Genomic DNA, 25,968 nt, shown 5'->3' on the forward strand with positions numbered 1-25,968 from the left:
CATGACCGAGTATGACGAGCAAAGTTCGGGATGTCGCGGGCATTCTGCCGCGACCGGGCCGGTGCCGACCGTCCGTAATGCGCAAAAACCGTTGGCCGGCTGGCGCGTGCTCGTACCGCGCGGCGGGCCGTGGGGTGATTCCGTCGCGGCCGCGCTGAGGGAGCGTGGCGCGTCTCCTGTCGTCGCGGCGATGATCAACTTCGCACCGACCGACGATGCTCCAGCGCTGCAGGCGGCGTTGAATGCGCTCGCCTCCGGCGCGTTCGACTGGATGACGATCACGAGTGCGACGACCGTCGACGTGCTGTCCGCCTGGCGCGCCGTGGTGCCGGCAACGACGCGCATTGCCGTGGTGGGCGAGACGACGGCGGCCGCACTGATCGCGGCAGGATACAAGGTGGATCTTGTTCCGGCCGAGGACAATTCCGCACGCGGGTTGCTCACGGAGTGGGAGGCGGCCACGCACGGTATTGTGCCGCTGCACATCCTGACGCTTCGCTCGGCGATCGCGAAGCCGCTCCTGACAGAGGGGCTCAAGCGGATCGGGCACAACGTGTCATCGGTCGTCGCATATCGAACGGTTGGCGTTCCGGTGCGAGATCAGGTCGTGCGCGATGTCGCCGAGGGTCGCATTCAGGCGATTCTCGTCACATCGGGGAGCGTCGCAGAGCAGGTGCAGACGCAGTTGGGGCCGGTGCCGGAGAGCACCCTGGTCGCCGCGATCGGTCCGCGTACGGCGAAAGACGCCGCCGCAGTCGGCCTGCGCGTCGACGTCGTCGCGGCCGAACGCAGTGCCGGGTCACTGATCGACGCGATCGCGGCAGCAGCGCACGCACACTAGCGTCCCGCGGTGGTCGAGTAGCGAGCGCCAGCACCCCGGTGGTCGAGTAGCGAGCGTCAGCGAGCGTATCGAGACCCTCGACCGCTGGAGCAGGGGTCTCGATACGCCTGCTCGCTGCGCTCGCGGGCTACTCGACCAACGAAGGGACGCTCGCGGGCCACTCGACCAACGATGGGATGCTCGCGGGCTACTCGACCAACCGGGCGGCGTAGGCTGATTCAAGTGAGTGACATTCTCCATCCGACCGTTCGACCCCGCCGACTTCGCACCACCGCAGCGATGCGCCGCCTCACCGCAGAGACGCGCCTGCACCCGGCGGAACTGATTCTGCCTGTGTTCGTGCGCGAGGGTCTCACCGAGCCGCTCCCGTTGCAGCCGATGCCGGGCGTCGTTCAGCACAGCCTCGATTCGCTGCGGCGCGTGGCTGCGGATGCTGCGACCGCCGGCCTGGGCGGCATCATGCTCTTCGGCGTGCCCGAGACGCGCGACGCGATCGGGAGCGCTGCAAGCGAGCCCGACGGCATCCTGAACGTTGCAACGCGCGCCGTGATCGCGGAGGTCGGCAACGCGATCGTCGTGCAGACCGACCTGTGTCTTGACGAGTTCACCGACCACGGGCACTGCGGGGTGCTGCGCCCTCCCCTTCGAGACGGTCGCCCTTCGGCAAGCTCAGGGACCGGGACCTCCTCAGGGCAGGCGACACACTCAGGGAACGTGGTCGTCGACAACGACGCCACCCTCGAGCGCTACCGCGCCATGGCGATTGCACAAGCGGATGCCGGTTCTCACCTGCTCGGGCTCTCCGGCATGATGGACGGCCAAGTCGCCGCCGTGCGCGACGCGCTCGACGCGTCCGGCCACATCGACACCGCGATTCTCGCCTACGCCGCGAAGTATGCATCGAGTTTCTACGGGCCGTTCCGCGAGGCCGTCGATTCGCAGCTCGCCGGCGATCGCCGCAGCTATCAGCAGGATCCGGCGAACCGGCGCGAGGGGCTGCGCGAGGCGCGGCTCGATCTCGAGGAGGGCGCGGACATCCTGATGGTCAAGCCGGCGATGAGTTACCTCGACGTTCTCGCGGATGTCGCCGCGATGAGTGATGTGCCGGTTTGGGCATACCAGGTCTCGGGCGAATACGCGATGATCGAGGCCGCCGCGGCTCACGGTTGGATCGACCGGGAGCGCGCGATCACGGAGTCGCTGATCGGCATCAAGCGTGCGGGCGCGGACGCGATCCTCACCTATTGGGCACTGGAGTTGGCGACGTCTCCCGAGCTTCTGTCGTTCCCTGCCCTTCGAGACGGCCGCCCTTCGGCAAGCTCAGGGACCGGGCCCTCTCAGGAACCGCGAAGCCGAAGGCCGGTCCCTGAGCGAAGCCGAAGGGCGGAGGACCTGAAATGAGTGCCAACGACGAGCTTTTCGCCCGTGCACAGCACGTGATCCCCGGCGGCGTCAACTCGCCCGTGCGGGCCTATCGGTCGGTCGGCGGCACGCCGCGCTTCATCGTCTCCGCGCGCGGTCCATACATTACGGATGCCGACGGGCGCGACTATGTGGACCTCGTCGCGTCGTGGGGTCCCGCAATTCTCGGCCACGCGCATCCGGCCGTCGTGGCAGCGGTGCAGGATGCCGCCGCTCGCGGGCTGTCGTTCGGTGCATCGACGCCGGGCGAAACCGAGTTGGCCGAGCTCGTGATCGATCGGCTCACCGGGCCGCGCTGGGGCAGCCTGGGCGGCAGTGACCGTGCGTTGCCGGAGGTGCCGGGGGGTACGACCGCGCGAACGCTCGGCGAACTGCTGACCGATTTGCCGAACGACCTGAGCCTGGTTGACGAGTTGCGGCTCGTTTCGACCGGCACCGAGGCGACGATGACGGCGATTCGGCTCGCACGCGGCTTCACCGGCCGAACGTTAATCGTCAAGTTTGCCGGCCACTATCACGGACACTCCGACGGGCTGCTCGCCGATGCCGGTAGTGGGCTGGCCACGTTGGCGCTGCCGGCATCCGCCGGGGTGACGGCCGAGACAGCTGCGCAGACGCTGGTGATTCCGTACAACGATCGGTCGGCTGTGCAGGCCGTGTTCGCAGCGCACGGGCCGGACGTTGCGGCGGTCATCGTCGAGGCTGCCGCGGCGAACATGGGGGTCGTGCACCCGGAGCCTGGGTTCAACGAGTTCTTGGTGACGACGGCGCATGAGAACGGGGCACTCGTGATCCTCGATGAGGTACTCACCGGCTTCCGAGTCGGACCTGCCGGCTGGTGGGGCCTGGAGATGTGGGCGTGGCAGCACCTTGGAATTGACGAGGTGCGCGAATTCTCGCAGCCCGGACCAGACGGTGAGCCCCAGCGTATCGGGCCCATGCCGTATCTGCCCGATATCGTCACCTTCGGCAAGGTCGTCGGCGGTGGGATGCCTTTGGCGGCGCTCGGCGGTCGCCGCGAGATCATGGAGTACTTGGCGCCCGTCGGGCCGGTGTATCAGGCGGGCACACTGTCGGGCAACCCGTTGGCAGTGGCCGCGGGAATCGCGACGCTGACGGCGGCGGATGCTGGGGTGTATGCGCGGTTGAACGCCGTCGCCGCCGTGATCTCCGCGGCCACCTCGGATGCACTGAGCGCCGCCGGCGTTGCACACCACATGTCGCATGCGGGCAACCTGTTCAGCGTGCAGTTCTCCGAGCAGGCAGCAGTCGATTACGCCGGGGTTCAGGCGCAGGATGCGTTCCGCTACGGCCCGTTCTTCCACGCGATGCTCGACGCGGGTGTTGCCCTGCCGCCGAGCGTGTTCGAGGCCTGGTTTGTGACGGCTGCGCACGATGACGCGGCGGTGACCCGCATTTTGGATGCGCTACCGGCGGCGGCGCGAGCTGCGGCATCCGCTCGCCCTGCCTGAGGACGCCCTGCCTGAGCCCAGCGATAGTCTTCCGGACGAATGATGCCGCCGCGGCACCATCACTCGTCCCAACGACTATCACTCGTTGGCGCGCGCCCAGATTTCAGCCGCGAGAGTGTCCATGTCGGACGAGAGCGCCTCGCGTTGCGGGCACTCTCGTCCGAAACGGACACTGTCAGCGCAGCTAAGCCTGGCCGTGGCTCGCGCGAGATCGCCTCGACAGCGAGTCGATGACGACTGCGAGCAGCAGCACGGCGCCGGTGATCATGAAGCGCACCGACGCATCCAGGCTCAGCAGCGTCAAACCGCTCGAGATCGACTGGATGACGACGATGCCGAGGAGGGCCGCCCAGGCGCTGCCTCGACCACCGAACAGGCTCGTTCCACCGATGACCGCAGCGGCGATCGCGTTCAAGTTCACGTCCCCAGTTCCGGACTGCGAACTTGCCGAGGACAGCGTCGCGGTCAGCAGGATGCCACCGGTGATGGCGAACATCGAACACAGGACGAAGACCGACATGTATATGCGGTTGACCTTGATGCCGGCTCGGCGCGCGGCTTCCTCATTGCCGCCGACCGCGAAGACCGCGCGGCCCCACCGGGTGCGGGTGAGAAAGAAGTTCATCACAATGACCAGCAGAATGAAGAAGACGAACATCACGCTGGTGCCGCGGTCGGTCGCGAAATACGCCGCGATCGCGACCAATACCGCCGCCAGCACAATCGCCTTGACATAGGTAAAGGTGCGTGATCCAGTCGACAGCCCTGCGCGGGATCGGCGACCGGCGCGTCGCAGGTCAGAGACCAAGACGCCTACCCCGGCGAGTATTGCAATGGTGTACGCGGCCCACGGTGGCAGGAACCAGCCGTTCGCGAACTGCACGATCCAGCTGGTGAACGGAATGTTGACCGAGCCAAGAGGGCCGAGAATCCAGAGTTGTAACCCGAGAAACCCGAGTAACCCGGCCAAGGTGCTCACGAAGCTCGGTACGCCGAACCGGGTCAGCAGCACGCCGTACAGCAGGCCGATCAGAACGCCGGCAGCCAGAGCGACGAGGATCGCGACGATGATCGGCCAATGCAGATTGATCATGCCGATGCCCAGAATGGCTGAGGCCACACCGGCGACCGAACCGACGGACAGGTCGATTTCGCCGAGTAGCAGCACGAGCACAACGCCGATCGAAATCGTTCCGATTGCAGCGCACTGCTTGCTGAGGTTGATCAGGTTGTCTGCCGACAGGAAAATCGGATTCAGGATCTGGAAGATCGCCCAGATGACGACCAAACCGATCACCACGGGCCACGAGCCGAGGTCGCCTCCCCGTACGCGCAGGCGCATCGATTGCAACATGCCGCGGATGCCTTCTGAACGGATCAGCCGTTCATCTTGCAGGTCAGCAGCGACCATGGCGGGAGTCTCTGTTGTGGGCTGTGACTGTGTCATGCGTGTGTGCCCTCCTCGGACGGTTTCGCCGGGTTCGAATCGCTGGCGGGAAGATCGGTGGTGGAGAGATTGCCGCCCGACACCGCTGGCGCGGCACGATTGGAATCGGCGAGTTGGGATTCGGCGACGTGTGCCTCACGGCGGGTCACCGCATTGTCTGTCGCGCCGGTGATCGCAGCGATGATGTCTTCGTAGCTCACGTCGGGCACCCGGAAGACGCCGTTGTTGCGGCCGAGCCGCAGCACAACGACGCGGTCGGCGACCGCCTGCACGTCCGCCATGTTGTGGCTGATCAGCACGACGCCGAGACCGTTTTCGCGAAGCCGCTCGACGAGGTTGAGCACCTCGGCCGTCTGTGCGACGCCAAGCGCGGCCGTTGGCTCATCGAGCAGGATGACACTGGGGTTGCCGACCAGTGATCGGGCGATCGCGACCGTCTGGCGCTGCCCACCTGATAGCGATGCAACGGCGATGCGCACGGACGGAATCTTCGCAGAAAGTTGCCGCAGCAGCTCCCACGAGCGCTTTTCCATCTCTTCCTCATTGAGCGTTCCGTGGGTGATTTCACGGCCGAGAAAGAGGTTGGAAACCACGTCGAGGTTGTCGCACAGTGCGAGGTCCTGGAACACGGTGGCAATGCCCAGCGCTTGGGCGGCCGACGGTGAGGGGATGTCGACCGGGTTGCCCTCGAACGTGATGGTGCCGGAATCCTGCGCGTGCACTCCGGCCAGCACCTTGACCAGGGTCGATTTGCCTGCACCGTTGTCGCCGACGATGGCGACAACTTCGCGGGGGTAGATGTCAAGGTCAATATCGGTGAGCGCTTGCACGGCACCGAAACCCTTGGATACGCCTCGCAAGGACAGCACGGGCTCGCCCTCGAGTGTTGCCGTCGAACCGGCAGAGGCTTCCATCGTCACGATTTCTCCTTTGAATTGCTTCGCGTGAACAACTGCGTGCCTAAAGCGAAGGTAGACCCGGCCGGAAGCCATTGCGGCTTCCGGCCGGGTGCGTCGGCTTTTTGACTACTTGATGCCGTGCGCCGTGCACGCGGCCTGGTATGCCGCGGTGCAGATCTGCGCTGCCGTGAGGAAGCCGTCCTTGACGACCGTGCTCTCGATATTGTCGACGGTGACGGCCACCGGTGTCAGCAGAACCGACGGGATCGCCGCTCCACTGGCCGTGTTAACCGTTGCAGTCGTGTTGAGCTTCTTGCCGTTGACGAGGTCGATGGCCATTTGTGCCGCCTGCTCCGCCTCGGGCTTGATCGCCTTGTAGACCGTCATGTACTGCGTTCCAGCAAGGATGTTCTGGATGCCCGTGAGCTGAGCGTCCTGACCGGTCACCGGGGGAACCGGCTTGACTCCGGCAGCCTGCAGTGCCGCGATCGCGCCGCCGCCGGTGCCGTCGTTGGCCGCGTACACGCCCTTGATCTTGGCACCGAACTGTGAGATCTGGCCTGCGACCCAGTTCTGAGCCTGGGCGGGATCCCAATCCGGCGTGGAGTACTCGGCGAGTACCTTGTAACCGCTCGGGTCGATCATCTTGTGCGCACCAGCCTTGAACAACGTTGCGTTATTGTCCGTCGGCGAGCCGTTGACCATCAGGATGCCGCCGTCACCGGGGGCGACGCCGTCGGACTTCAATTTGGTGACCAGCGCCGTGCCCTGCAGCTCGCCGACCTTCTCATTGTCGAACGAGATGTATGCGGCCGAGTCGGGGCTGTCGATCAGTCGGTCATATGAAATGACCGGCACGTTCTTGGCCTTTGCCTCGCTGACGATGGTGGCCGCTGCCTTGCCGTCCTGCGCGCTGATGACGAGCACCTTGGCACCCTGCGTGAGCATCGACTCCGCCTGCTGCTGCTGCTTGGCCGCATCCGCGTCTGCATTCGCGTACAGAACCGAGCAGCCGGAGCAGAGAGCCTTGATCTTCGCGGTGAAGTACGGCCGGTCTGCGTTTGCGTACCGCGCTGTCACGGAGTCAGGCAGGAGCAGGCCGATCTTCGCCGTCGATGCACCCGCCGTGCTCGTGGAACCGGATCCTGATCCGGTTGCGTTGGAACATGCTGTGAGTGTGCCGGCTGTGAGCAGGATCGCGGCCGTGGCGATGACCGCTCTCGTGGTGGCGATCTTCATTGAGAAACCTCCGATTCGAATTCCGCCCACTTTGGCGGCTGGCATGAGCATGACAGTTCACTGACTTGGCGTCAAGTCTTGAACTCAAGGTTTTGGTAACAAGCTGGTTGCGACTTTTGAAGGCCGCGACCTGTCAGTCGGCTCCGATGGCGATCTGATCGATCGCGTGCAGCACAGCACCCATAGTGGCTGCGCGGTCGCCGAGCTGGGTCTGCACAATGTCCGGCATTGCCTCGAAGCCGACGACGAGGGCATGTTCGACGGCGTATCGAAGCGGCCCGAGCAGGATTTCTCCGGCGCGGGCGAGTTCACCGCCGATGACGATTCGCTCCGGGTCGAGCAGGTTGCACAGGTTGCCGGCTGCCACACCGATATGCCTCCCAGCATCGGCGATGGCCCTGATGCATTCGGAGTCGCCGGACATCGCGCGCACGACGAGATCGCTCAATTTGAAACTCGGATGCTGTTCGCGCAGCTTCTCGATGATCGCAGGCCCTCCAGCGATCGCCTCGAGGCAACCGCGATTGCCGCATCGGCACAGCGGGCCACCCTCACGGATCGTCATGTGGCCGAACTCGCCTGCCGCGCCGCTGTGCCCCCGGATGACGCGACCACCGATCACGATGCCGGATCCGATGCCATCGCCGACGTCAACCAGCACGAAATCCGACTTTCCGCGGGCGGCGCCCAGTCGAAGTTCGGCCAGCGCGGCGAGGTTCGACGAGTTGTCGACGAACACCGGGCGCTGAATTCGCGCCCGCATCACCTCGGCGACATTGACTCCGTCCCAGCCTCGCATGATGCCGCTGCGGGCAGTCGTGCCGTTCGCTCGACTGAGCGGAGCCGGCAGGGCGATGCCGACTGCGAGCACGTCATCGAGGTGTGCGTCGACCGACTCGAGCAGGTCCGCGATCAGCAGCGCAGTCTTGTCCAGCTCGTTGTCTGCACGGTGATCACGGGCGAGCGGCATATGCTGTTCGGCAAGAATCGTGTGGGTCACATCGGTGAGTGCGATACGCATGTGCCGCGTCGAAAAATGCACGCCGACGACCAAGCCGAGCGCATGGGCGAGTGTCACGTATTGGGCGCGTCTGCCGCTACGCGTGCTCGGTGCCGTGTGAAGGGTGCCGACCCCGACCAGTTCCTTCACGATGTTCGACACGGTCGCAGGCGAAAGTCCTGTGGTCCCGGCCAATTCGACCTGTGTCAACCCACCGTGTTTCTTGACGGCATCGACGATTCGGCCACGGTTGGCTTCACGAAGTGAAGTCTGCGAACCGGGAGTGCGCCGTTGGGTTGCCACGAGAACAAGATACATGCCGATCACGGGATGGTCACGAAATGTTGTGAAGACCGTGAACAAACGGTTACCGCTTTGTGGCCATTCGCCAGCGCCTGCTGAGGCGAAACCAGGCAGACTAGTGTCATGGCCGATCTCCACGTGCATCGCGACAGGCTCGAGATCCACCTGACGAGAGCAGAGAAGGTGCTTGCGCTACGCGCGAGCGATCTCGTTGTGGCGCGCGAGGACATCCGCTCGACTCAGATTACCGAAGATCCGTGGGTGTGGATTCGAGGCGTCCCGTCCCCCGGCACGAACGTTCCGCTGGCACTTGCGATCGGCTGCTGGAAGTTCCACGGCGGCACGGACTTTCTTCTCGTCAAGGGCAAACAGCGCTCAGCCGTCGTGATCGATCTGGAGCCGACCGCCGACACCGGCGACGGCCGATTTGCGCGGATTATCGTCTCGACACCGCACGCCGCAGGACTCGTCGAAGCCCTGCGAATCGACCCGTCTGATCCCGAGGCTGCTGAAGCCGACGCGACGTTCTGAATTCCTGCCACGAGATTCCTGCCACCAGCGATCGGCGGTCTGATGAAACAACTTGAAGTGGACTGCTGCATCGCAGGCGGTGGCCCTGCCGGCATCATGCTCGGCCTGCTGCTGGCGCGCGCCGGCCTCAAGGTCGCTGTGTTGGAGAAGCACGCCGACTTCTTCCGTGACTTCCGCGGCGACACCATCCATCCGTCCACGCTCGGCCTGCTCGGTGAGCTCGGCTGGCGGCGTGAATTCCTCGCGCTGCCGCACAACGAGGTGACTACTCTCGATGCGGTCGTCAACGGCCACCGACTGCATCCGATCGACTTTCGCCGCCTGCCCGCGCCAGACAACTTTCTCGTTCTCATGCCGCAGTGGGACTTCCTGAACTTCCTCACCGGCAAGGCCGCGGCGTATCCCGGCTTCCGCCTGCTGATGCAGACCGAGGTGACCGGTCTCATCCGGGATGCGGGCACCGGCGGTGTCATCGCTGGAGTCACAGCCACTGATCCGGATGGCCCGCTGGAGATCCGCGCGCGGCTCACCGTCGCGTGCGATGGTCGCTCGTCGACGCTGCGCGATGCGGCCGGGCTTGTGCCGAAGGATTTCGGTGCGCCCGTCGACGTGCTCTGGTTTCGAGTGCCGAAGCCCGATGTTGTGATGCCGGACACGCTCGCCTACCTTGATGAGGCTGCGTTGCTCATCACAATCCCGCGCGGTGACTATCTGCAGATCGGCTTCGTGATCCCGAAGGGTGGATTCGACGCTCTGCGGCAGAGCGGCCTCGCGGCCTTCCGTGCCGCGGTCAGCTCCGCAGCACCGTTCCTCGAATCCGTGCTCGGCACGATCACGCGCTGGGATCAGGTCAAGCCGCTTTCGGTGCAGATCAACCGCCTGGCCACGTGGCACCTGCCGGGCATGCTGCTGATCGGCGATGCGGCGCACGCGATGTCACCGGCGTTCGGCGTCGGCGTCAACTATGCGATTCAGGATGCCGTTGCCGCAGCGAACGCGCTCGTGCGCCCCCTGCGATTCGGCGCGAGCGCGGCGGCAATCGACCAAGATTGTGCAGGTATCCAAGATCGGCGGATGCGTGCGGTGCGGCGCATGCAAGCTCTCCAGATCGCAGCGCACGACAGTTTCGCAAAACCGGGTGGGGGCGCCATCCTGCCCGATCCGGTTCCGCGCGCCACCGGCGTTGCGCTCGCCGCAGCGATGCCCGTCGTGCAGCGGCTGGCCGCCCGAATCGTCGGCCGCGGCTTCGTTCCGGAGCACCTCGCCGACGACCTGCTGCCCGGTGGTTGAGGAGGCCGCCCGGTCCCTGAGCGTGCCGAAGGGCCGCCTGCTGCCCGGTGGTTGAGGAGGCCGCCCGGTCCCTGAGCTTGCCGAAGGGCCGTCTCCTACCCGGTGGTTGAGGAGGCCGCCCGCGGCCGTCTCGAAACCTCGCCGTGCTCCGGGGCCAACAGAACTCAGGAGAGGAATATCAGCACCAGACCGGCCAGCGGCAGGATGCCTTGAATCAAAGCCGCCCGAACGTAGCCCCTGCCTGTGGTGATGAGCACGAGCGCGGCCAGCGTCATGCTCGCCATTGTGAACACGATCAATGCCATTCCGGCGTCGTGCATGTTGAAACCGAACAGGATCACGCCGACGATCGCGCCGATCGCGAGGAACAGGTTGTAGAAACCCTGATTGTAGGCGAGCGGCTTCGTGATCTCGGCGGCCTCTTGGTTGGCGACGCCGAATCGCTTCCACACGGCGGGGCGCGACCAGCCGACGCTTTCCATCAGGAAGATACCGACGTGCAACGCTGCCGCCAGGGCGATGATCAGTACCGCGATGATGATCATGCGGTCAGCCTATTGCGCCAAGACCGATCCGTGCGTGCTATTGGTGCGGTGTTGCCTGTACTCAGGCGCACACGTCCACAACGGTTCGTCCGCGCACGCGACCGGCCAGGATGTCCTCGGCCCGGCCGAAGGCATCCGAAAGGGGGATGGTGGTCGACAGCTTGTCCAGCAGTTCAAGGTCGAGCTCTGCGGCCAACGCAGCCCAGGCCTGCTGCCGGAGTGGCAGCGGAGCATCAACCGAGTTGACGCCGGCCAGGGTGACCGCGCGCAGGATGAACGGCAGCACGGTAGCGGGCAGGTCGGCGCCCTGCGCGAGGCCGCACGCGGCGACCACGCCGCCGTAGTTGGTCTGGGCGAGCACGTTCGCAAGTGTGGCGCTGCCGACCGAGTCGATCGCGCCGGCCCAGCGCTGCTTCTGCATCGGTCGGCCCGGTTCGCCGAGCTCGGTTCGATCGAAGATGGCGGAGGCACCCAGGTCGATCAGGTAAGGAGCCTCTGCTTCGGCGCGCCCGCTCGAAGCGGTCACCCGGTAACCGCGGCGACTCAACAGCGCGATGGCGACCGAGCCGACACCGCCTGCTGCACCGGTGACGAGGATGTCGCCGGAATCCGGAGTCACACCGTTGCGGTCGAGTGCAAGCACGCAGAGCATGGCGGTGAATCCTGCGGTGCCGATCGCAGCGGCGCGGGCGGGGCTGATCCCCTCCGGAAGTGCAACGAGTGCGTCGCCCCGCACGCGAGCGCGCTCGGCGAGCCCGCCGTGGTGACGTTCGCCGATGCCGTCGCCGTTGAGAATAACGATTTCGCCGGGTTGCCAGCGTGGGTCGTCGGATGCGGTGACCGTGCCGACCAAGTCGATGCCGGGGATCAGCGGAGAGGTGCTGACGACGCCGGGTTTGCCTGCAAGTGCGAGGCCGTCTTTGAAGTTGATTCCGGAGTGGCTGACATCGATCGTGACGTCCCCGGGCATCAGCTCGTCGTCGGTCAGCTCACGGAGCCTTGCCGAGTGTTCTGTGATGCGAGAGCCGTCTCGGACTTGATCGATGACAATCGCGCGAAAGGTCATGGCTTCAGATTAGCCAGCACTGTCGTCGTCCGAGCGAGCGCGTGCCTACTTGACCAGCGTGTGCTTACTTGACGAGCGTGTGTGAATCGGACGAGCGTGTGCGCCCAGGCATACACGCTCATCAATTTCGGCAACGCTCGTCAAGACCAGCAACGCTCGTGTGACCTATGTCACATCCTTGCGCCAGGTTGTGTAGTAGCCGATGACCGTCAGGATGAGCGCGTAGCCGAGCAGCACGAGGCCGCCCTGCCACCAGTCGAGGGATTGAGCATCCGGAGTTTGGATGGTGAAGAAGCTGAAGCCGACCAGTGCATCGCTGGAGGCACCGGGCAGGAATTTACCAATCGAGGCGGTCACATCGGAGAACGATGCGGCAAGACGCAGCAGCGGTTCGACGAACTGCGTGAATGCCAGGATGATGACGATCGCCGCGGTCTGGTTCGGGATGAGGGTGCCGAGCCCGACGCCGATCGCCGCCCAAAGCGCCATCGCGATCAGCGCACGGCCGAACAGCGCCCAGGTGTTGCTGTCGCCGAGCGCTGTGTCGATGCCGAAGATCGAGAGTGCGGCCGATCCGGCGCCGACGGATGCGAGCAGAGCCACGACGCCATAGGCCACACCGACGACCAGCGACGACAGGCTCTTGGCTTCGAGCACCTGCTCGCGCCGCGGGTTGGTGAGGAATGTCGGTGTCAACGTCTGGTGCCGAAATTCGCCGGTCGTCGCCAACGCGCCGAGCAACACCGGGAACACATAGCCGACCGACGTGGCGAAACTGTAGATCAGCGGTGCGAGCGCCCCGAAATGCGGGAGGCCGCCTCCGCCCCCGCCTCGCGGCGTGATCTTGCCGGTGCTGATCGCTCCGAATAGCGCGCCGAGGCCGCCGGAGATCAGCGCGATGTAGGCGAACAGCACAATGGCGAGGATCCACCACATGCGCGTCGTCAGCACCTTGGCGAACTCGGCTTTCAGGCCGGCGAAGAAGGCGCTCACAGCGAATCCCCCTCTCCGACGAGGGAGAGGAAGGTCTCTTCGAGACCGGATTTCTGTCGATGCAGCGCGCTCAACTCCACGCCGGCAACGAACGCCACGTGCCCGATCTGCGCGGTTTCGGCTCCGCTGACGAGCAGCCCGCTGCGCACAACCGTGAAGTTCAGGTTCGCGGCGCGGAGCGCGGATTCGAGTGCGTCGCGGTTCGGCGACTCGACGATCACCTGGATGTTGTCGGCGTTTTCCAGCGTCTCGAGCGACCCGCGGTGCACGAGTTCGCCCTTCGCGATTATGACGACCTCGTCAACGCTCTGTTGCACCTCGGAGAGCAGATGGGAACTGACGAGGATGGTGCGGCCTTCTGCGGCGAGCTCGCGGAGGAAGGTGCGGATCCATTTGATGCCTTCTGGGTCGAGCCCGTTGATGGGTTCGTCCAGCACGAGCACGCCGGGGTCACCGAGCAGCGTGAAGGCGAGCCCGAGCCGTTGTCGCATGCCGAGCGAATAGCCGCCGACCCGGCGGTTGCCGTAGTCGGCCAGGCCGACTTTCTTCAACACGGCGGGCACGCGAGCCTGGTCGAGGCGTGCCGCCGTCGCATACACGGCGAGGTGGCTGTGCGCCGTGCGACCGGGGTGGAAACTGGCGGCTTCGAGCGCGGCTCCGACAGTGGTCAGCGGGGAGGGCAGATCGCGGTAGCGTGTTCCGCCGAAGGTGGCTGTGCCGCTGGTGGGTGTGACGAGGCCGAGCAGCATCCGCAATGAGGTGGTTTTGCCTGCACCGTTCGGTCCGAGGAACCCGGTGACTCGCCCGGGTTCGACGGTGAAGCTCAGGTCGGAGACAGCTTGAACATCGCCGAAACGCTTGGTCACGCCAGAAAACTCGATCGGAACGCCCTGCGTCATCCTGGCCCCTTGCTCAACATGGATAGTGCGCTAGAACGAACAGTACGCAACTGAGCGGCCGGTGTCGAGACAGGCTTGCCGGTTATGGCTGAACGCGCGCCTGGGCTTTGGACGCTGCCCGGACTCGCAGGCGATTTTCGTCCGGTTTATCGTGCAAGGTCCGGGCCGGCGTCAATAGCGTCGCGGCTAGCATGAACCCATGTCGACCAAACCGGATGCGTACGATGCGGCCATCGAAGTAGCGCAGGCGCATGCGCTGCGCTGCGCTGGCTCGCAACCGTAGGCGCGCGGCCCGTGCCGCCCCGGATGCGCGCAGGCGAGCTTCGCGACGCATTCGGCGGGGCACTCCCCGACGAACCAACGGATGCCGCGACCGTCGTCGATGAGCTTGCAACGCTGGCCGAACCGGGGTTGATGGCGATGCAGTCCGGCCGCTTCTACGGCTGGGTGACCGGCGGAACGCTGCCGGCCGCCCTCGGCGCGGACTGGCTTGTGACCGCTTGGGACCAGAACGCAGCGTTGCGCTTCGCGACGCCCGCTGTCGTCGCTGCCGAGGAAGCGGCAGCCGGGTGGCTGCTCGACCTGCTCGGACTCCCAAGCGGATGCGACGTGGGCTTCACCACCGGCGCCACCATGTCCAACTTCGTCGGGCTCGCAGCTGCGCGGCAGGAGGTGCTGGCGCGAGCGGGCTGGAACGTGGCGGCCGACGGGCTGACCGGGGCGCCTCGCCTCCGCGTGTTCGTCGGTGCCGACCGTCACACGTCGATCGACTTGGCACTGAACTATCTCGGGTTGGGCGCGCCGATTGCCGTCGCGGCCGACGACCAGGGACGCATCCTGCCCGCCGCGCTCGCCGAGGCGATGGACGGCGGGACCGCCAGCGGCGCCGCAACTGCCGGTGGTCCGGCGATCGTGTGCCTGCAGGCGGGCAACGTGCATTCCGGCGCGTTCGATCCGATGGCTGAGGCGATCGAGGTCGCGCATGAACGCGGAGCGTGGGTGCACGTCGACGGCGCGTTCGGGCTCTGGGCGGCCGCCAGCCCTCGCCTGCGTGACCGGCTCAGTCTCGCCGGCGTCGAGGCGGCCGACTCGTGGACGACGGATGCGCACAAGACCCTCAATGTGCCGTACGACTGCGGCATCGCCATTGTTGCCCGGCCAGAGACGGTGCGCACGGTGTTCGGAACGCAGGCGAGCTATTTGATGGCGGATGACCCCGGTCCCGGCGATCCGTTCGAGCGCGTTCCCGAGTTCTCGCGCCGCGCTCGCGGCGTGCCGGTGTGGGCGGCGCTGCGCTCCCTCGGCAGGCGCGGGACGATCGCGCTCGTCGAACGGTTCGCCGAGCATGCCACTGCATTCGCCGACGGCATTGCGCGCATCCCCGGCGCCGAGGTCATCAACGACGTCGTGTTCACGCAGGTCTGCGTCAGTTTCGGCGAAGACGAGCGCACAAAACGGGTAACCGAACGGCTGCTGGCAGGCGGCGTCACCTGGATGTCCGGATCCCGCTGGCGCGACCGGGACGTGCTGCGCATTTCGGTCAGCAACTGGTCGACGGATGCCGCGGATGTCGCAAAATCGCTCGCCGCTCTCGAGCGGGCAGCCGCAGTCGCGTGAGCACGGGCATCCGCTGAACGAACCAGCTCTGCCGATAACATAAGGGCATGTCCGAGCAGACGGCGCCCGAGCCGACGAAGGTGAGCGCGCTTCCGTTGCCGCGCGGTCGCGTGTCGGTCAACGTGGCCCTGGACTACGCGTTCTTCATCTTCGCCGGGGCCGCCGCCATCTGGCTGGCCTGGCTTGTGCTCTCGGAGAGCTTCTCCTGGGGCTGGTGGCAGATCGTGTTCTTCGTGCTGTTCTGGCTGGTGCTCGCCTACCTGATCTTGCCGCGGCTGCATCGCATCCTGACCAGAATGTATGTGCCGAACTACTTCATCGGCCGGGCCCGCACCAGCGACGGCCTGCTCGGTGACCCGATCAACCTGGCGTTGCTCGGCAGTGAGGAACAGCTGAATCTGGCGATGCGCGACGCCGGCTGGACCAGGGCCGACGACGTCACCTTCGCCTCGAGTTGGCGCATCGTCACGTCGACGATCACACGCCGCAGCTATGACGAGGCGCCGGTCAGTCCGTTGATGCTGTTCGAAAAGCAGCAGGATGTCGCATACCAGCAAGAAGTGCTCGGCAACCCGGCCAAACGGCACCACGTGCGCTTCTGGCGCTGCCCGGACGGCTGGCTTCTGCCCGGTGGCCACCAGACGGACTGGCTGGCCGCCGGCACCTTCGATCGCAGCGTCGGCTTCTCGCTCTTCACGCTGCAGATCACCCACAAGATCGATGCGAACACCGATATCGAGCGCGATCACATCGTGAACACGCTGACCACCTCTGATGAGGCGATCGACGTTCGCGTCATCCGCGATTTCTCGACCGGCTATCACTCGCGCAACGGCGGCGGCGACACCATCGTGACGGATGGCGACCTGCCGGTCATCGACCTGAGGGCGCTGCCGGTGCCGCCTACTGATCCGGATGCCGCGCCGGCGGCTGATCCCACCACGAAGCGCCCCGTTCAAATCATCTTCGGCTCACTGCTCATGCTGTTCCGGATACTTGCCGGCATCATCGCCATCGTGTCCGTCCTGGTCGGCTGGGGCGAGTTCGTGCGGTCGTCTGAGCTCGAAGTCTCCGGCCTCACACCAGACGAGGTGCAGCAGATTGCCGCACTCATCCTCACGGTGGTGGTCGGCATTGCCGGCGGTGCGGTGTTGATCTACCTGGCGTTGATCATCCTCGTGTTCCGTGGCAGCAACTGGGCACGAATCGCAGCGATGGTGTTCGGCGCCATCGTGATCATCGCCGCATTCGTCGATGCCGTTAACGGCGGCCCCCGCATTACGTTGTTCACCACCCTTCCCGGGCTCGCGTTCGACATCCTGGTGATGCTGGCGCTGTCCAGCGAACGTGCTCGGGTCTGGTCGCGACTGCCGCACGGCCGCCGTGCGCGTGCTCGCGCCGCCCGGAAAGCCGCACGGGCGGCGGACCGGGCCGCCGTTGAGCAGCCCGGCGTACCCAGTTCGCCCTAGGTTTTGGGGTTGGCCCTAGGTTTCGGATTCACGCAGCGGCGAACCCTGTGCCGTGCCAGTCGTGCCAGCCGTGCCAGGTGCGCCAGGCGTGCCCGGTGTGCGCTTCGCGTTGGGGGTGCGCGGGGTGCCGGGCGCCAGTGGCGTGGAGATCCGTAATGCGGCCTCCTCCGCATCGAGGAACGCGGAGACCCTGCGCACCGATGCCGCCTGATAGCGGCCATCCGCGTGGGCGGCGGCGACGGCGCGCCGCTCCGCCGCAATCATGGATTGGCGCAGCCGGCGATAGGCAGCAGGTGACTGCTCCTCGCCATCCGATGTCGGGTTCTCCAGCGCGTCGCGCAAGAATGCCTCATTCGTGCGGAGTCGGCTGACGACCGCGTCGTCGTCGGCATCCGTTACATCGAGTTCGAGTTGATCGAGCCCGGCCGACTGCGCCTCGGCGAGTAGACGTTGCATTTCACTCGCCTCCTGCGCGCTGTCGGGCGACGGCAGGCGCAGGCGGCGGATGATCCACGGCAGCGCCAGACCTTCGAGCAGAGTGCCGACGACCACGACGAACGCCAGGAATTGCAGGAACGCTCGATAGGGCGTCTGCGGCGGCAGCAGGAACACCGCTGCCAGCGTCACGACCCCGCGGATGCCCGCGAACGACACCGCGATGCTCGTGCGCCAACTCCATCCCCGCTCGCGCAGCCGGCGCGGCCCGTGCCGGTAAAGCGTCGTGATGGCGGCCATCCAGCCGAAGCGCGCGGCGATCAGCGCGAGCAGAACGACGACGCAGATCACGATGACCTGGCCGACCGTGAATCCGCTCTTGAGTGCGCCGGTTAGAATGCTTGCCAGTTCCAGCCCGATGAACAAGAACACCGCGTTCTCCAGCAGAAACTGGATGGTGCGCCAGTTGATCGACTCCGCGATCCGCGCTTCTGCCGATTGGATGGCCGGGGAGCGGTAGCCGAGGTACAGGCCCGCGACGACGACGGCAAGCACCCCTGAGCCTCCGATCGACTGCGCAATGATGAAGGCGACGTACGGCGTCACCAGTGACAGGCTGGTGTCGAGCACCGGTGCGCGCAGTTGGCGTCGGATGGCGGCCAGGGTGAGCCCGACGGCAAGCCCAACCACCAGACCGGCAACGACTGCCAGGGCGAAGTCGCCGACGATCAGCCACGGGTTGAGCACCCCGGCGATCGCCACAATGGATGCGTTCAGCGCGACCAGCGCCGTCGCATCATTGAGCAGGCTCTCGCCTTCGAGCACGGTGACGAGTCGGCGCGGCAGGTGAAGGCGACCGAGGATGGCGGTGACCGCGACGGTATCTGTCGGGGCGACCACCGCCCCGAACGCGAACGCGGCCGCGAGCGTGAGCGCCGGCACGACGAGCCAGGTCGCGAAGCCGACCACGATCACGGTGAACGCCACCAGCCCGACCGACAAAAGTAGGATGCTGTCGCGGCGAGCACGGACATCCGCAAAAGAGGTGCGGATTGCCGCGGCGAACAGCAACGGCGGCAGCAGGCCGTAGAGGATCAGCTGCGGCTGCACTTGCACCTGAGGAATGCCCGGGATGAAGGATGCGATCGCACCGACGAGTACGAGCGCGACGGGAGCGGACCAGCCGATGCGGCGCGACAGGCCCGTGATGGCGACCGTGACCACGACGAACGACACGATCCAGGCGATGGTGGCGACCGGATCCATGCTGTTCATAATCGTCGCAATGCGCGCGCTGCGCTAGATATTCCTGCTGTTGCGCGACGTGACGCGCCCGTTGGCGCGGGCGGCCGCGCGTGCGTGCCGCCTTCCGGCCTTCCCGCCTTCCCCCCTTCCCCCTGTCGAGCGGACGAGTGCGCCCGAATGGCTGCTATGGAGGCCCGATGGCCGCCGGATGCGACCACTTGGACGCACTCGGCCGAAACCTGACCGCGTACGACGCGAGCTACCTCGCGTTGGCCTATTCCGGTCACCTCGCGCTCGCGACAGCGGATGCCGCACTCGCCCGAGCCGCTGCCGCGGACGGAGTCGAGTTGGTCATCCCGCTGTCGTAATCGCTTGCGCAGCGCGCCGCTGCCTCGACCCGTCGCCGCCTCGACCGGCCCGAGCAGACGTTTGGGCGGCATCCGCTACCGTTGAGTGCAAATGTCAGGCAAGCCACGACGGCCGGCGGATGCCGACGGCCCGAGCCCGCAGCACGACGATCGGTCCGTCGCGGCGCGGATGCTCGCCGTCATCGACGCGTTCAGCGCGCCGGCGCCTGCCGCCGCGTTGACGCTCACCGCGATCTCACGCCGCGCCGGACTGCCGCTGTCGACAACCCATCGCCTGGTCGCCGAATGGGTGACCTGGGGTGGGCTGGCGCGCCAGGAAGACGGTCGTTACAGCTTGGGGCTGCGGCTGTGGGAGCTCGGTGTGCAAACCCCAACGGCCCGCAACTTGCGCACCATCGCGCTGCCGTACCTGGAAGACCTCTACGAGGCCACCCGGGAGCACGTGCACCTGGCGATCCTCGACGGACACGACGCGCTGTATCTGGAGAAACTGTCCGGTCATCAAGCCGTGCACATCATCTCCCGAGTCGGCGGCCGGCTGCCGCTGCACGCGACCGGCGTCGGCATGGTACTGCTGTCGTTCGCGCCACCCGAGCTCATTCAGTCGTATCTCGCGGCACCGCTTCAGCGGTTTCTGCCAGACACCGTGAGCACCCCGGAGCAGCTGCGCCGCCGCATCGCCGCCGTGCGCGCCGAGGGGATCGCCTTCATGGGGGAGGAGATGACCGCAGGGTCCAGTTCGATCGCCGCACCGATCCGCGACCGCACCGGGCAGGTCGTGGCCGCCGTCTCAATCGTCACGCACACGACCCCCGCCCCGGATGCCGCCCACGAACGTGCCGTGCGCGCGGCCGCCCAAGGGGTCAGCAGGGCGCTCGGCTACCGTCGGGCGAGCTGAGCGCCGGCGCATTCACTTCCGTCGCGGCATCCGCTGTCACGTCTCATCCGCTTCCACTGGGTGGAAGGAGCGGCGCGCTGAGCTGCATTCCACGGCATGCTCGAGACACAGACGCCCTCGCTGTTGCCCAAATAGCTGTCGCCGAGATTGCGATCGCCGGGGCCGCTGTAACCGGATGCAATGCAAGGAAGCCAATGTCTCCAGAAACCACGCGCGTCGCCATCATCGGCGCCGGGCCAGCCGGCCTGCTGCTCGGGTGGGCGTTGCGTCGCTCGGGCATCGATGCGGTCATCGTTGAGAACCGCTCGGTCGAGTACATTCACGGCCGCGTGCGTGCCGGGGTGCTCGAGCAGGGTTCTGTCGAGACGCTCACTCGGCTCGGCGTCGGCGACGGCGTCGCGACGGATGGCCTGGTGCACGATGGCATCTACCTGCAGTTCGCGGGCGAGCGCCATCACGTCGACTTCAACGAACTCGTCGGACGCACCGTCACGGTCTACGGCCAGCAGGCCGTTGTGCGCGACCTCATCGACGCGCACGAGGCTGACGGCTCCACGATCTACTTCGAGGCAGCGGATGTCGCGGTGCACGACATCGCGACAGCGCACCCTCGCGTCACCTTCCGTCACGACGGCGAGGCGCACGAGTTGCACGCCGATTTCATCGTGGGTGCGGACGGATCGCACGGCATCTGCCGCCCGGCGATTCCTGCCGCAGAGCGATCCTCGTACGAGAGGAATTACCCATATGCCTGGCTCGGCATACTCGCCAATGTTGCGCCCTCGACCGATGAGTTGATCTACTGCCTGCACGAAGACGGCTTCGCGATGCACTCGATGCGCTCGCTGCACGTCTCGCGGCTGTATCTGCAGGTCGACCCAACCGAGCGCATCGAGGACTGGCCGAATGCACGAATCTGGGACACGCTGCACGCCCGGCTCGGCGTGCCGGGCTGGACACTCCAGGAAGGCCCGGTGACCGAGAAGTCGATCACGCCGATGCGCAGTTTCGTGGCGTCGTCGCTGAACTACGGCAACCTATTCCTCGCCGGGGATGCCGGGCACATCGTGCCGCCGACCGGCGCGAAGGGGCTCAACTCGGCGATCGCCGATGTGACGATGTTGAGCGACGCGCTGATCGCGCACTACGCGGGGAACGACACCGCTCTGACCGGTTACAGCGATGCTGCCCTCGCCCGGCAGTGGCGTATCCAGCAGTTCTCCCGCTGGATGACGCGGATGCTGCACCGTCACCACGGCGAGACGAACGAGCTGCAATTCGACTATCGCAGCCAGCTCGGACAGCTGGATTACACGACGCACTCGCTGCACGCCATGCGCTCACTGGCCGAGCAATACACAGGGTTGCCGCTGTGACTGCCATCGGTGGTCGAGTAGCGAGCGCCAGCGAGTGTATCGAGACGTCGTGCGCCGGGTGGGGGTCTCGATACGGTCGCAGGGCGACCTACTCGACCAACGAGTGGGGGTCTCGATACGGTCGCAGGGCGACCTACTCGACCAACGGGTGGGGGTCTCGATACGGTCGCAGGGCGACCTACTCGACCAACGAGTGGGGGTCTCGATACGGTCGCAGGGCGACCTACTCGACCGACGGGTGGGGGTCTCGATACGGTCGTTCCTCGCTAGACGACCAACGACCAGGAACAGAGGTAGCAATGACGACTCAACAGCAGATCAGTGCTGAGATGCGCGCGATCGAAGATGAGGCCCGCCGCGCCGTCGAGGCAGGGGGCACGCCGGAGGTGCACCCGCGTCGCGACTACGCGCCGTACCGCAGTTCGGTGCTGCGGCATCCGACGCACGAGTTGGTGCGGGTGGACCCGGAGGAGGTCGAACGTTTCTCGCCCGCATTCGGCCACACCGATGTCAACCCGCTCGAAAGCGATCTGACGATCCAGCACTCCGGGGAACCCCTCGGCGTGCGCATCACAGTCTCCGGCCGGGTGCTCGATGGCCAGGGCCGGCCGGTGCGCAGCCAGCTGATCGAGATCTGGCAGGCGAATTCGGGCGGGAGATATGTGCATAAGCGGGATCAGCATCCGGCGCCGCTCGACCCGAACTTCACCGGTGTCGGTCGTGCGATCACCGGTGAGAGCGGGGAGTACCAGTTCACGACGATCAAGCCGGGCCCGTACCCGTGGAAGAATCACACCAACGCGTGGCGGCCTGCACATATCCACTTCTCGTTGTTCGGGTCGGCGTTCACGCAACGCTTGGTGACGCAGATGTATTTTCCGGGTGACCCGCTGTTCGCGCTCGATCCGATCTATCAGTCGATCACCGACCCGGCCGCGCGCGAACGGCTGATCGGCCGCTACGACCACGACCTGAGTGCGCCAGAGTTCTCACTGGGCTACCTGTGGGATATTGTGCTCACCGGCCCGCGGTCGACGTGGATGGAGAGCGAGGACCACCATGCCTGATTCGGAATCGACGCCGCGTTACGCGCAAACCCCCTCGCAGACCGTCGGGCCGTTCTTCGGAAATGCGCTCCCGTATCACGGCGGGCCCGAACTTGTGCCCGCCCGACTGGCGCAGGCGATCCGCCTGCATGGCAGCGTCTACGACGGTGAGGGAACCCCGGTTCCGGATGCGCTCATCGAGCTCTGGCAGGCGGACGGTGCCGGCCGCATTTCGCACGAGCAGGGGAGTCTGGATCGTGATGGTTACACCTTCACAGGCTTCGGAAGGGCGGCAACGAATCTTGCCGGTCATTACCTGTTCACCACGGTGAAGCCGGGGGCCGTCGGTGCCGCAGCACCATACGTGCTTGTCACGGTGTTCGCCCGTGGGCTCCTGCACCATCTGTTCACGCGCGCATATTTCCCTGAGGACGCGCAGGCGCAGGCAACGGATGCCGTGCTGGCCGCCGTTCCGGCCGAGCGCCGGGCCACCCTGGTCGCGATCGCGGACGGTGAGCGTTCGTACCGGTTCGACATCCGGTTGCAGGGCGACGGCGAGACGGTCTTCTTGGATTTCGATGCCTGAGCTGGAGAACAATTCCACGCGAGACGCGAAACGAAGCCCCGCGCTCGAGTCAAGCCGTACGGCCGGGCTGCTCGACCCGCTGAGCCAAGGCACGGGTGCCGGGCGCCTGACCGGTGATCTCGCCTGGCTACAGGCGCTCGTCGATGCAGAACTCGGCCTGACACGTGCGCTCATCCGGGCAGGGCTCGTGCCGTTGTGGATGAGAGGGATCGTCGACGATTTGTCCGACGCAGGCACGCTTGACCTCGTGGCGATCGCTGAAGCAGGCAGGGCGGGCGGCAACCCGGTCATGCCACTGGTGAAGGCGCTCGGGCGAGCGGCGGAGGAACGCCGGGCCGGCGCATCCGATCACATCCACGTCGGGGCAACAAGCCAGGACATCCTGGACTCCGCCGCGATGCTCGTTGCCCACCGGGTGACCGCAGCGGTGGCGGATGCCTTGGCAGACCTCGCGGGCACCCTCGCGGCGCTCGCCGCACGGCATCGCACGACACCCATGGCTGGTCGCACGCTTGGTCAGCAGGCGTCGCCGACGAGCTTCGGGCTGGTGGTCGCCGGCTGGCTGGATGCTGTGGTCACCGCACGCGAGCGTGTTGAAGCGGTGCGAGACGCGCTACCCGTGCAGCTGGGCGGAGCCGTCGGGAATCTGGCCGTACTCGGCGATATCGTCGCCGCGCGGCAGCCCAGCGCTGACCCACAGATTGTCGTGGACACCATCATTGCCGGTTACGCTGCAACGCTCGGCCTGCGTGCGCCCGTGATCCCGTGGCACGCGAATCGGCTGCCGATCACCGAGCTCGGCGATGCCCTTGCGGGCGCGACCGGTGCGGTCGGCGCATTCGCATTGGACGTGACCGTGTTGGCGCGCACCGAGATCGGCGAACTGTCCGAGCAGCTGGCCGACGGCGAAGGCGGCTCCTCCGCTATGCCGCACAAGCGCAACCCGGTGACCGCGTTCTTGGTCGTGGCGGCGGCCCGACGCGCGCCGGGACTGTTGTCCACACTGCACGGCAGCCTGCTCGCCGAGGACCAGCGGCCCAGCGGCGCGTGGCATGCCGAGTGGCCGACGCTGCGCGACCTGGGAAGTCTCACGGTCGCCGCAACGGAGAGTGCAGCCTCGCTCGCGGCCCGCCTCGACGTCGATGCAGAGCGGATGCGCGCCAACCTCGAGCTCACTGATGGTCTTATTTTCAGTGAGCGCGTTAGCACGATCCTCGGCGAAGCGCTTGGCAAGCGGGCCGCGTTCGAACTCGTCGAGGCGGCGGCACGCGAGTCCGTCGCGACGCACCGGCCGCTGCGCGTCGTGCTGTCCGCCCGCCTCGTCGCCGATGGCCATCCGGAGACTTTGCGCGCGGCGGTGTGGAATGCCTTCGATCCGGATGCCGCGCTCGGCAATTCCGGCCCGATGATCGATGCCGTGCTGGCGCGGGAGCGCGCACAGCGCGACCAAACGCGGCGCGAGGAGGCCGATCACGACCGGGCCGACACCGTGTATGCCGACACCGGACGGGCCGCAACGAAAAGGACGGAACTTTCATGAGCATCCCATCACTTCGCTGTTCGGTCGCGCCAGTGCGCAGTGGCGCGCCCGACGCCGAGCTACTGGTGCTGGGGCCGTCACTCGGCACCACGAGCGAACTGTGGTCCGGTGTGCTCGATGCCCTGTCCGAGCACTATCGCGTACTGCGCTACGACTTGCCGGGGCACGGTTTCAGTCCGGCGACGACACAGCCGTTCACGGTCGCGGATCTTGCGGATGCCGTGGTCGACCTTGTCGACGAAGTCGGAGGCGGCGCATTCCATTATGCAGGCGTGTCGCTCGGTGGTGCGGTCGGGCTGCAACTGGGGCTCCGGCACCCGTCGAGGTTGTTGAGCCTCACCGCCATCTGCACCGGGGCGAAGATCGGCGAAACGCACGGTTGGATCGAACGGGCAGCGCAAGTGCGTGCGAGCGGAACGGCATCCGTCGTCGCGGGCAGCGCCCGGCGCTGGTTCGCGCCCGGCTTTCTCGAACGCGATCCGGATGCCGGTGGCGCGGCGCTGAACGCACTCCTGACGATCGACGATGAATCCTACGCTCTGTGCTGCGAGGCGCTCGCCGGTCACGATGTCACTGCTCGGCTCGGCGAGATCGACGTGCGGACACTGGCCGTCGCAGGCGAGGCGGATGAGTCGGCGCCGCCGGCGAAGCTGCGGGAACTGGCCGACGGCATCCACGGGGCGCGTTATGGCGAGATCGCAGGTGCCGCACACTTGCCGATGTTAGAGCGCCCAGCCGAACTGGTGGCGCTAGTGCTCGCGCACATCGGCGGGGCGGATGCGGATGCTGCTAGCGGGACTGCGGCGGATGCTGCTGCGAGCGCTGGTGCCGATGTTGCGGCGGGCGCTGCCGCGGATATACCGACGCAACCACCGCGCACGCGCACCAACGAGGAAACGTACGCGGCTGGCACTGCGATGCGCCGTGCCGTGCTCGGCGACGCGCACGTCGACGCGTCGACCGCTGCGATCACGCCGGAGACCGCCGACTTTCAGGACTTCATCGCCCGCTACGCGTGGGGTGATGTCTGGACCCGGCCCGGGCTCGACCGGCGTACCCGGAGTTTCATCACCATCGCGGCACTCGTCTCCGGCGGGCACGACAATGAGGTGGCGATGCACATCCGGGGTGCGCTGACGAATGGGCTGACGCGCGCCGAGATCAGCGAGACGCTGCTGCACGTGGCGATCTATGCAGGGGTTCCGGCCGCGAACTCCGCCTTCGCGATCGCGCGGGAGGTCTTCGCGCAGTTGGATGCGGATGCCGAGGCCAACTCATGAGCTCGCATCTCGCTGGTCGAGTAGGTGGCGCGCGCCCTGCTGGTCGAGTAGGTCGCGCGCGCCCCGCTGGTCGAGTAGGTCGCTCTGCGACCGTATCGAGACCTCGGAGGCCGATCTCGGGAAGTCTCGATACGGAGGTCTCGATACGCGTATTCGCTGTG

General features: G+C 66.3%; 22 protein-coding genes and 1 pseudogene. 14 read left to right on the forward strand and 9 right to left on the reverse strand.

The window, feature by feature from the left end:
• Position 1 precedes the first annotated feature (1 nt).
• The 3 genes and pseudogenes from QU604_RS00765 (at position 2) to QU604_RS00775 (ending at position 3,735) form a co-directional block, all read left to right on the forward strand.
• The gene (locus QU604_RS00765) at positions 2-841 is read left to right on the forward strand and encodes a uroporphyrinogen-III synthase (RefSeq protein WP_308466892.1); all 840 of its coding nucleotides are present in this window, start codon (positions 2-4) and stop codon (positions 839-841) included.
• Positions 842-1,072: 231 nt separating this feature from the next.
• Positions 1,073-2,104, forward strand: a pseudogene (hemB, locus tag QU604_RS00770) (porphobilinogen synthase); the annotation flags it as partial.
• A gap of 134 nt (positions 2,105-2,238) precedes the next feature.
• Positions 2,239-3,735, forward strand: a complete 1,497-nt coding sequence (locus QU604_RS00775; RefSeq protein WP_308466893.1) for a glutamate-1-semialdehyde 2,1-aminomutase — start codon at positions 2,239-2,241, stop codon at positions 3,733-3,735.
• A gap of 184 nt (positions 3,736-3,919) precedes the next feature.
• Here QU604_RS00775 and QU604_RS00780 read toward each other — a convergent pair whose 3' ends face one another.
• The 4 genes from QU604_RS00780 to QU604_RS00795 form a co-directional block, all read right to left on the reverse strand.
• A complete protein-coding gene (locus QU604_RS00780) occupies positions 3,920-5,182 on the reverse strand; it encodes a sugar ABC transporter permease (protein ID WP_308466894.1) in 1,263 nt (420 codons plus the stop codon).
• Positions 5,179-6,096 carry an ATP-binding cassette domain-containing protein gene (locus tag QU604_RS00785; RefSeq protein WP_308469008.1) on the reverse strand — a complete coding sequence of 306 codons (918 nt, stop codon included), beginning with the start codon at positions 6,094-6,096 and terminating at the stop codon, positions 5,179-5,181. Before QU604_RS00785 ends, QU604_RS00780 begins: the two co-directional genes overlap by 4 nt.
• Positions 6,097-6,207: 111 nt before the next feature.
• Positions 6,208-7,320 (reverse strand): sugar ABC transporter substrate-binding protein, encoded by a 1,113-nt coding sequence (locus QU604_RS00790; RefSeq protein WP_308466895.1) that lies wholly within the window; start codon positions 7,318-7,320, stop codon positions 6,208-6,210.
• Between the two features lie 133 nt (positions 7,321-7,453).
• Complete coding sequence (locus tag QU604_RS00795; protein ID WP_308466896.1) at positions 7,454-8,623, reverse strand: ROK family transcriptional regulator; 1,170 nt, start codon at positions 8,621-8,623, stop codon at positions 7,454-7,456.
• A 123-nt stretch (positions 8,624-8,746) separates the two neighbouring features.
• Between QU604_RS00795 and QU604_RS00800 the strand changes: the two genes are divergently transcribed.
• On the forward strand, positions 8,747-9,154 hold the full coding sequence (locus QU604_RS00800; RefSeq protein ID WP_308466897.1) for a hypothetical protein: 408 nt from the start codon (positions 8,747-8,749) through the stop codon (positions 9,152-9,154).
• A 42-nt stretch (positions 9,155-9,196) separates the two neighbouring features.
• Complete coding sequence (locus tag QU604_RS00805; protein ID WP_308466898.1) at positions 9,197-10,444, forward strand: FAD-dependent oxidoreductase; 1,248 nt, start codon at positions 9,197-9,199, stop codon at positions 10,442-10,444.
• A 164-nt stretch (positions 10,445-10,608) separates the two neighbouring features.
• Here QU604_RS00805 and QU604_RS00810 read toward each other — a convergent pair whose 3' ends face one another.
• From QU604_RS00810 to QU604_RS00825, 4 genes are all read right to left on the reverse strand, one after another.
• Complete coding sequence (locus QU604_RS00810; protein ID WP_308466899.1) at positions 10,609-10,989, reverse strand: DUF1304 domain-containing protein; 381 nt, start codon at positions 10,987-10,989, stop codon at positions 10,609-10,611.
• Positions 10,990-11,050: 61 nt separating this feature from the next.
• On the reverse strand, positions 11,051-12,055 hold the full coding sequence (acuI, locus tag QU604_RS00815; RefSeq protein ID WP_308466900.1) for an acrylyl-CoA reductase (NADPH): 1,005 nt from the start codon (positions 12,053-12,055) through the stop codon (positions 11,051-11,053).
• A 165-nt stretch (positions 12,056-12,220) separates the two neighbouring features.
• Positions 12,221-13,048, reverse strand: a complete 828-nt coding sequence (locus QU604_RS00820) for an ABC-2 transporter permease (RefSeq protein WP_308466901.1) — start codon at positions 13,046-13,048, stop codon at positions 12,221-12,223.
• The gene (locus QU604_RS00825; protein ID WP_308466902.1) at positions 13,045-13,947 is read right to left on the reverse strand and encodes an ATP-binding cassette domain-containing protein; all 903 of its coding nucleotides are present in this window, start codon (positions 13,945-13,947) and stop codon (positions 13,045-13,047) included. Before QU604_RS00825 ends, QU604_RS00820 begins: the two co-directional genes overlap by 4 nt.
• A 306-nt stretch (positions 13,948-14,253) precedes the next feature.
• On the opposite strand from QU604_RS00825, the gene QU604_RS00830 reads away from it, so the two are divergent.
• Positions 14,254-15,564 carry a pyridoxal phosphate-dependent decarboxylase family protein gene (locus QU604_RS00830; protein ID WP_409349986.1) on the forward strand — a complete coding sequence of 437 codons (1,311 nt, stop codon included), beginning with the start codon at positions 14,254-14,256 and terminating at the stop codon, positions 15,562-15,564.
• Positions 15,565-15,611: 47 nt separating this feature from the next.
• Positions 15,612-17,033 (forward strand): LssY C-terminal domain-containing protein, encoded by a 1,422-nt coding sequence (locus QU604_RS00835; RefSeq protein WP_308466903.1) that lies wholly within the window; start codon positions 15,612-15,614, stop codon positions 17,031-17,033.
• A 15-nt stretch (positions 17,034-17,048) separates the two neighbouring features.
• Here the strand turns inward: QU604_RS00835 and QU604_RS00840 are convergent, their stop codons facing one another.
• Positions 17,049-18,743: a Na+/H+ antiporter gene (locus tag QU604_RS00840; RefSeq protein ID WP_308466904.1), complete on the reverse strand. Its 1,695-nt coding sequence runs from the start codon at positions 18,741-18,743 to the stop codon at positions 17,049-17,051.
• Between the two features lie 167 nt (positions 18,744-18,910).
• Between QU604_RS00840 and QU604_RS00845 the strand changes: the two genes are divergently transcribed.
• The 7 genes from QU604_RS00845 (at position 18,911) to pcaDC (ending at position 25,807) form a co-directional block, all read left to right on the forward strand.
• Positions 18,911-19,081, forward strand: coding sequence for a hypothetical protein (locus tag QU604_RS00845; protein ID WP_308466905.1), 171 nt, complete (start codon positions 18,911-18,913; stop codon positions 19,079-19,081).
• Between the two features lie 91 nt (positions 19,082-19,172).
• Positions 19,173-19,979 carry an IclR family transcriptional regulator gene (locus QU604_RS00850; RefSeq protein WP_308466906.1) on the forward strand — a complete coding sequence of 269 codons (807 nt, stop codon included), beginning with the start codon at positions 19,173-19,175 and terminating at the stop codon, positions 19,977-19,979.
• Positions 19,980-20,173: 194 nt separating this feature from the next.
• On the forward strand, positions 20,174-21,355 hold the full coding sequence (locus tag QU604_RS00855; protein ID WP_308466907.1) for a 4-hydroxybenzoate 3-monooxygenase: 1,182 nt from the start codon (positions 20,174-20,176) through the stop codon (positions 21,353-21,355).
• Positions 21,356-21,654: 299 nt separating this feature from the next.
• Entirely contained in the window at positions 21,655-22,422 is a 768-nt protein-coding gene (gene pcaH / locus QU604_RS00860; protein ID WP_308466908.1) for a protocatechuate 3,4-dioxygenase subunit beta, read from the forward strand.
• Positions 22,415-22,987: a protocatechuate 3,4-dioxygenase subunit alpha gene (gene pcaG, locus QU604_RS00865; RefSeq protein ID WP_308466909.1), complete on the forward strand. Its 573-nt coding sequence runs from the start codon at positions 22,415-22,417 to the stop codon at positions 22,985-22,987. Before pcaH ends, pcaG begins: the two co-directional genes overlap by 8 nt.
• A complete protein-coding gene (locus QU604_RS00870; RefSeq protein WP_308466910.1) occupies positions 22,980-24,527 on the forward strand; it encodes a lyase family protein in 1,548 nt (515 codons plus the stop codon). The genes pcaG and QU604_RS00870 overlap by 8 nt, the downstream gene beginning before the upstream one ends.
• The gene (gene pcaDC, locus QU604_RS00875) at positions 24,524-25,807 is read left to right on the forward strand and encodes a bifunctional 3-oxoadipate enol-lactonase/4-carboxymuconolactone decarboxylase PcaDC (RefSeq protein ID WP_308466911.1); all 1,284 of its coding nucleotides are present in this window, start codon (positions 24,524-24,526) and stop codon (positions 25,805-25,807) included. The genes QU604_RS00870 and pcaDC overlap by 4 nt, the downstream gene beginning before the upstream one ends.
• Positions 25,808-25,968 lie beyond the last annotated feature (161 nt).

Origin of the sequence: Rathayibacter sp. SW19, assembly GCF_030866825.1 — a bacterium.
Lineage (GTDB): Bacteria > Actinomycetota > Actinomycetes > Actinomycetales > Microbacteriaceae > Rathayibacter_A > Rathayibacter_A soli.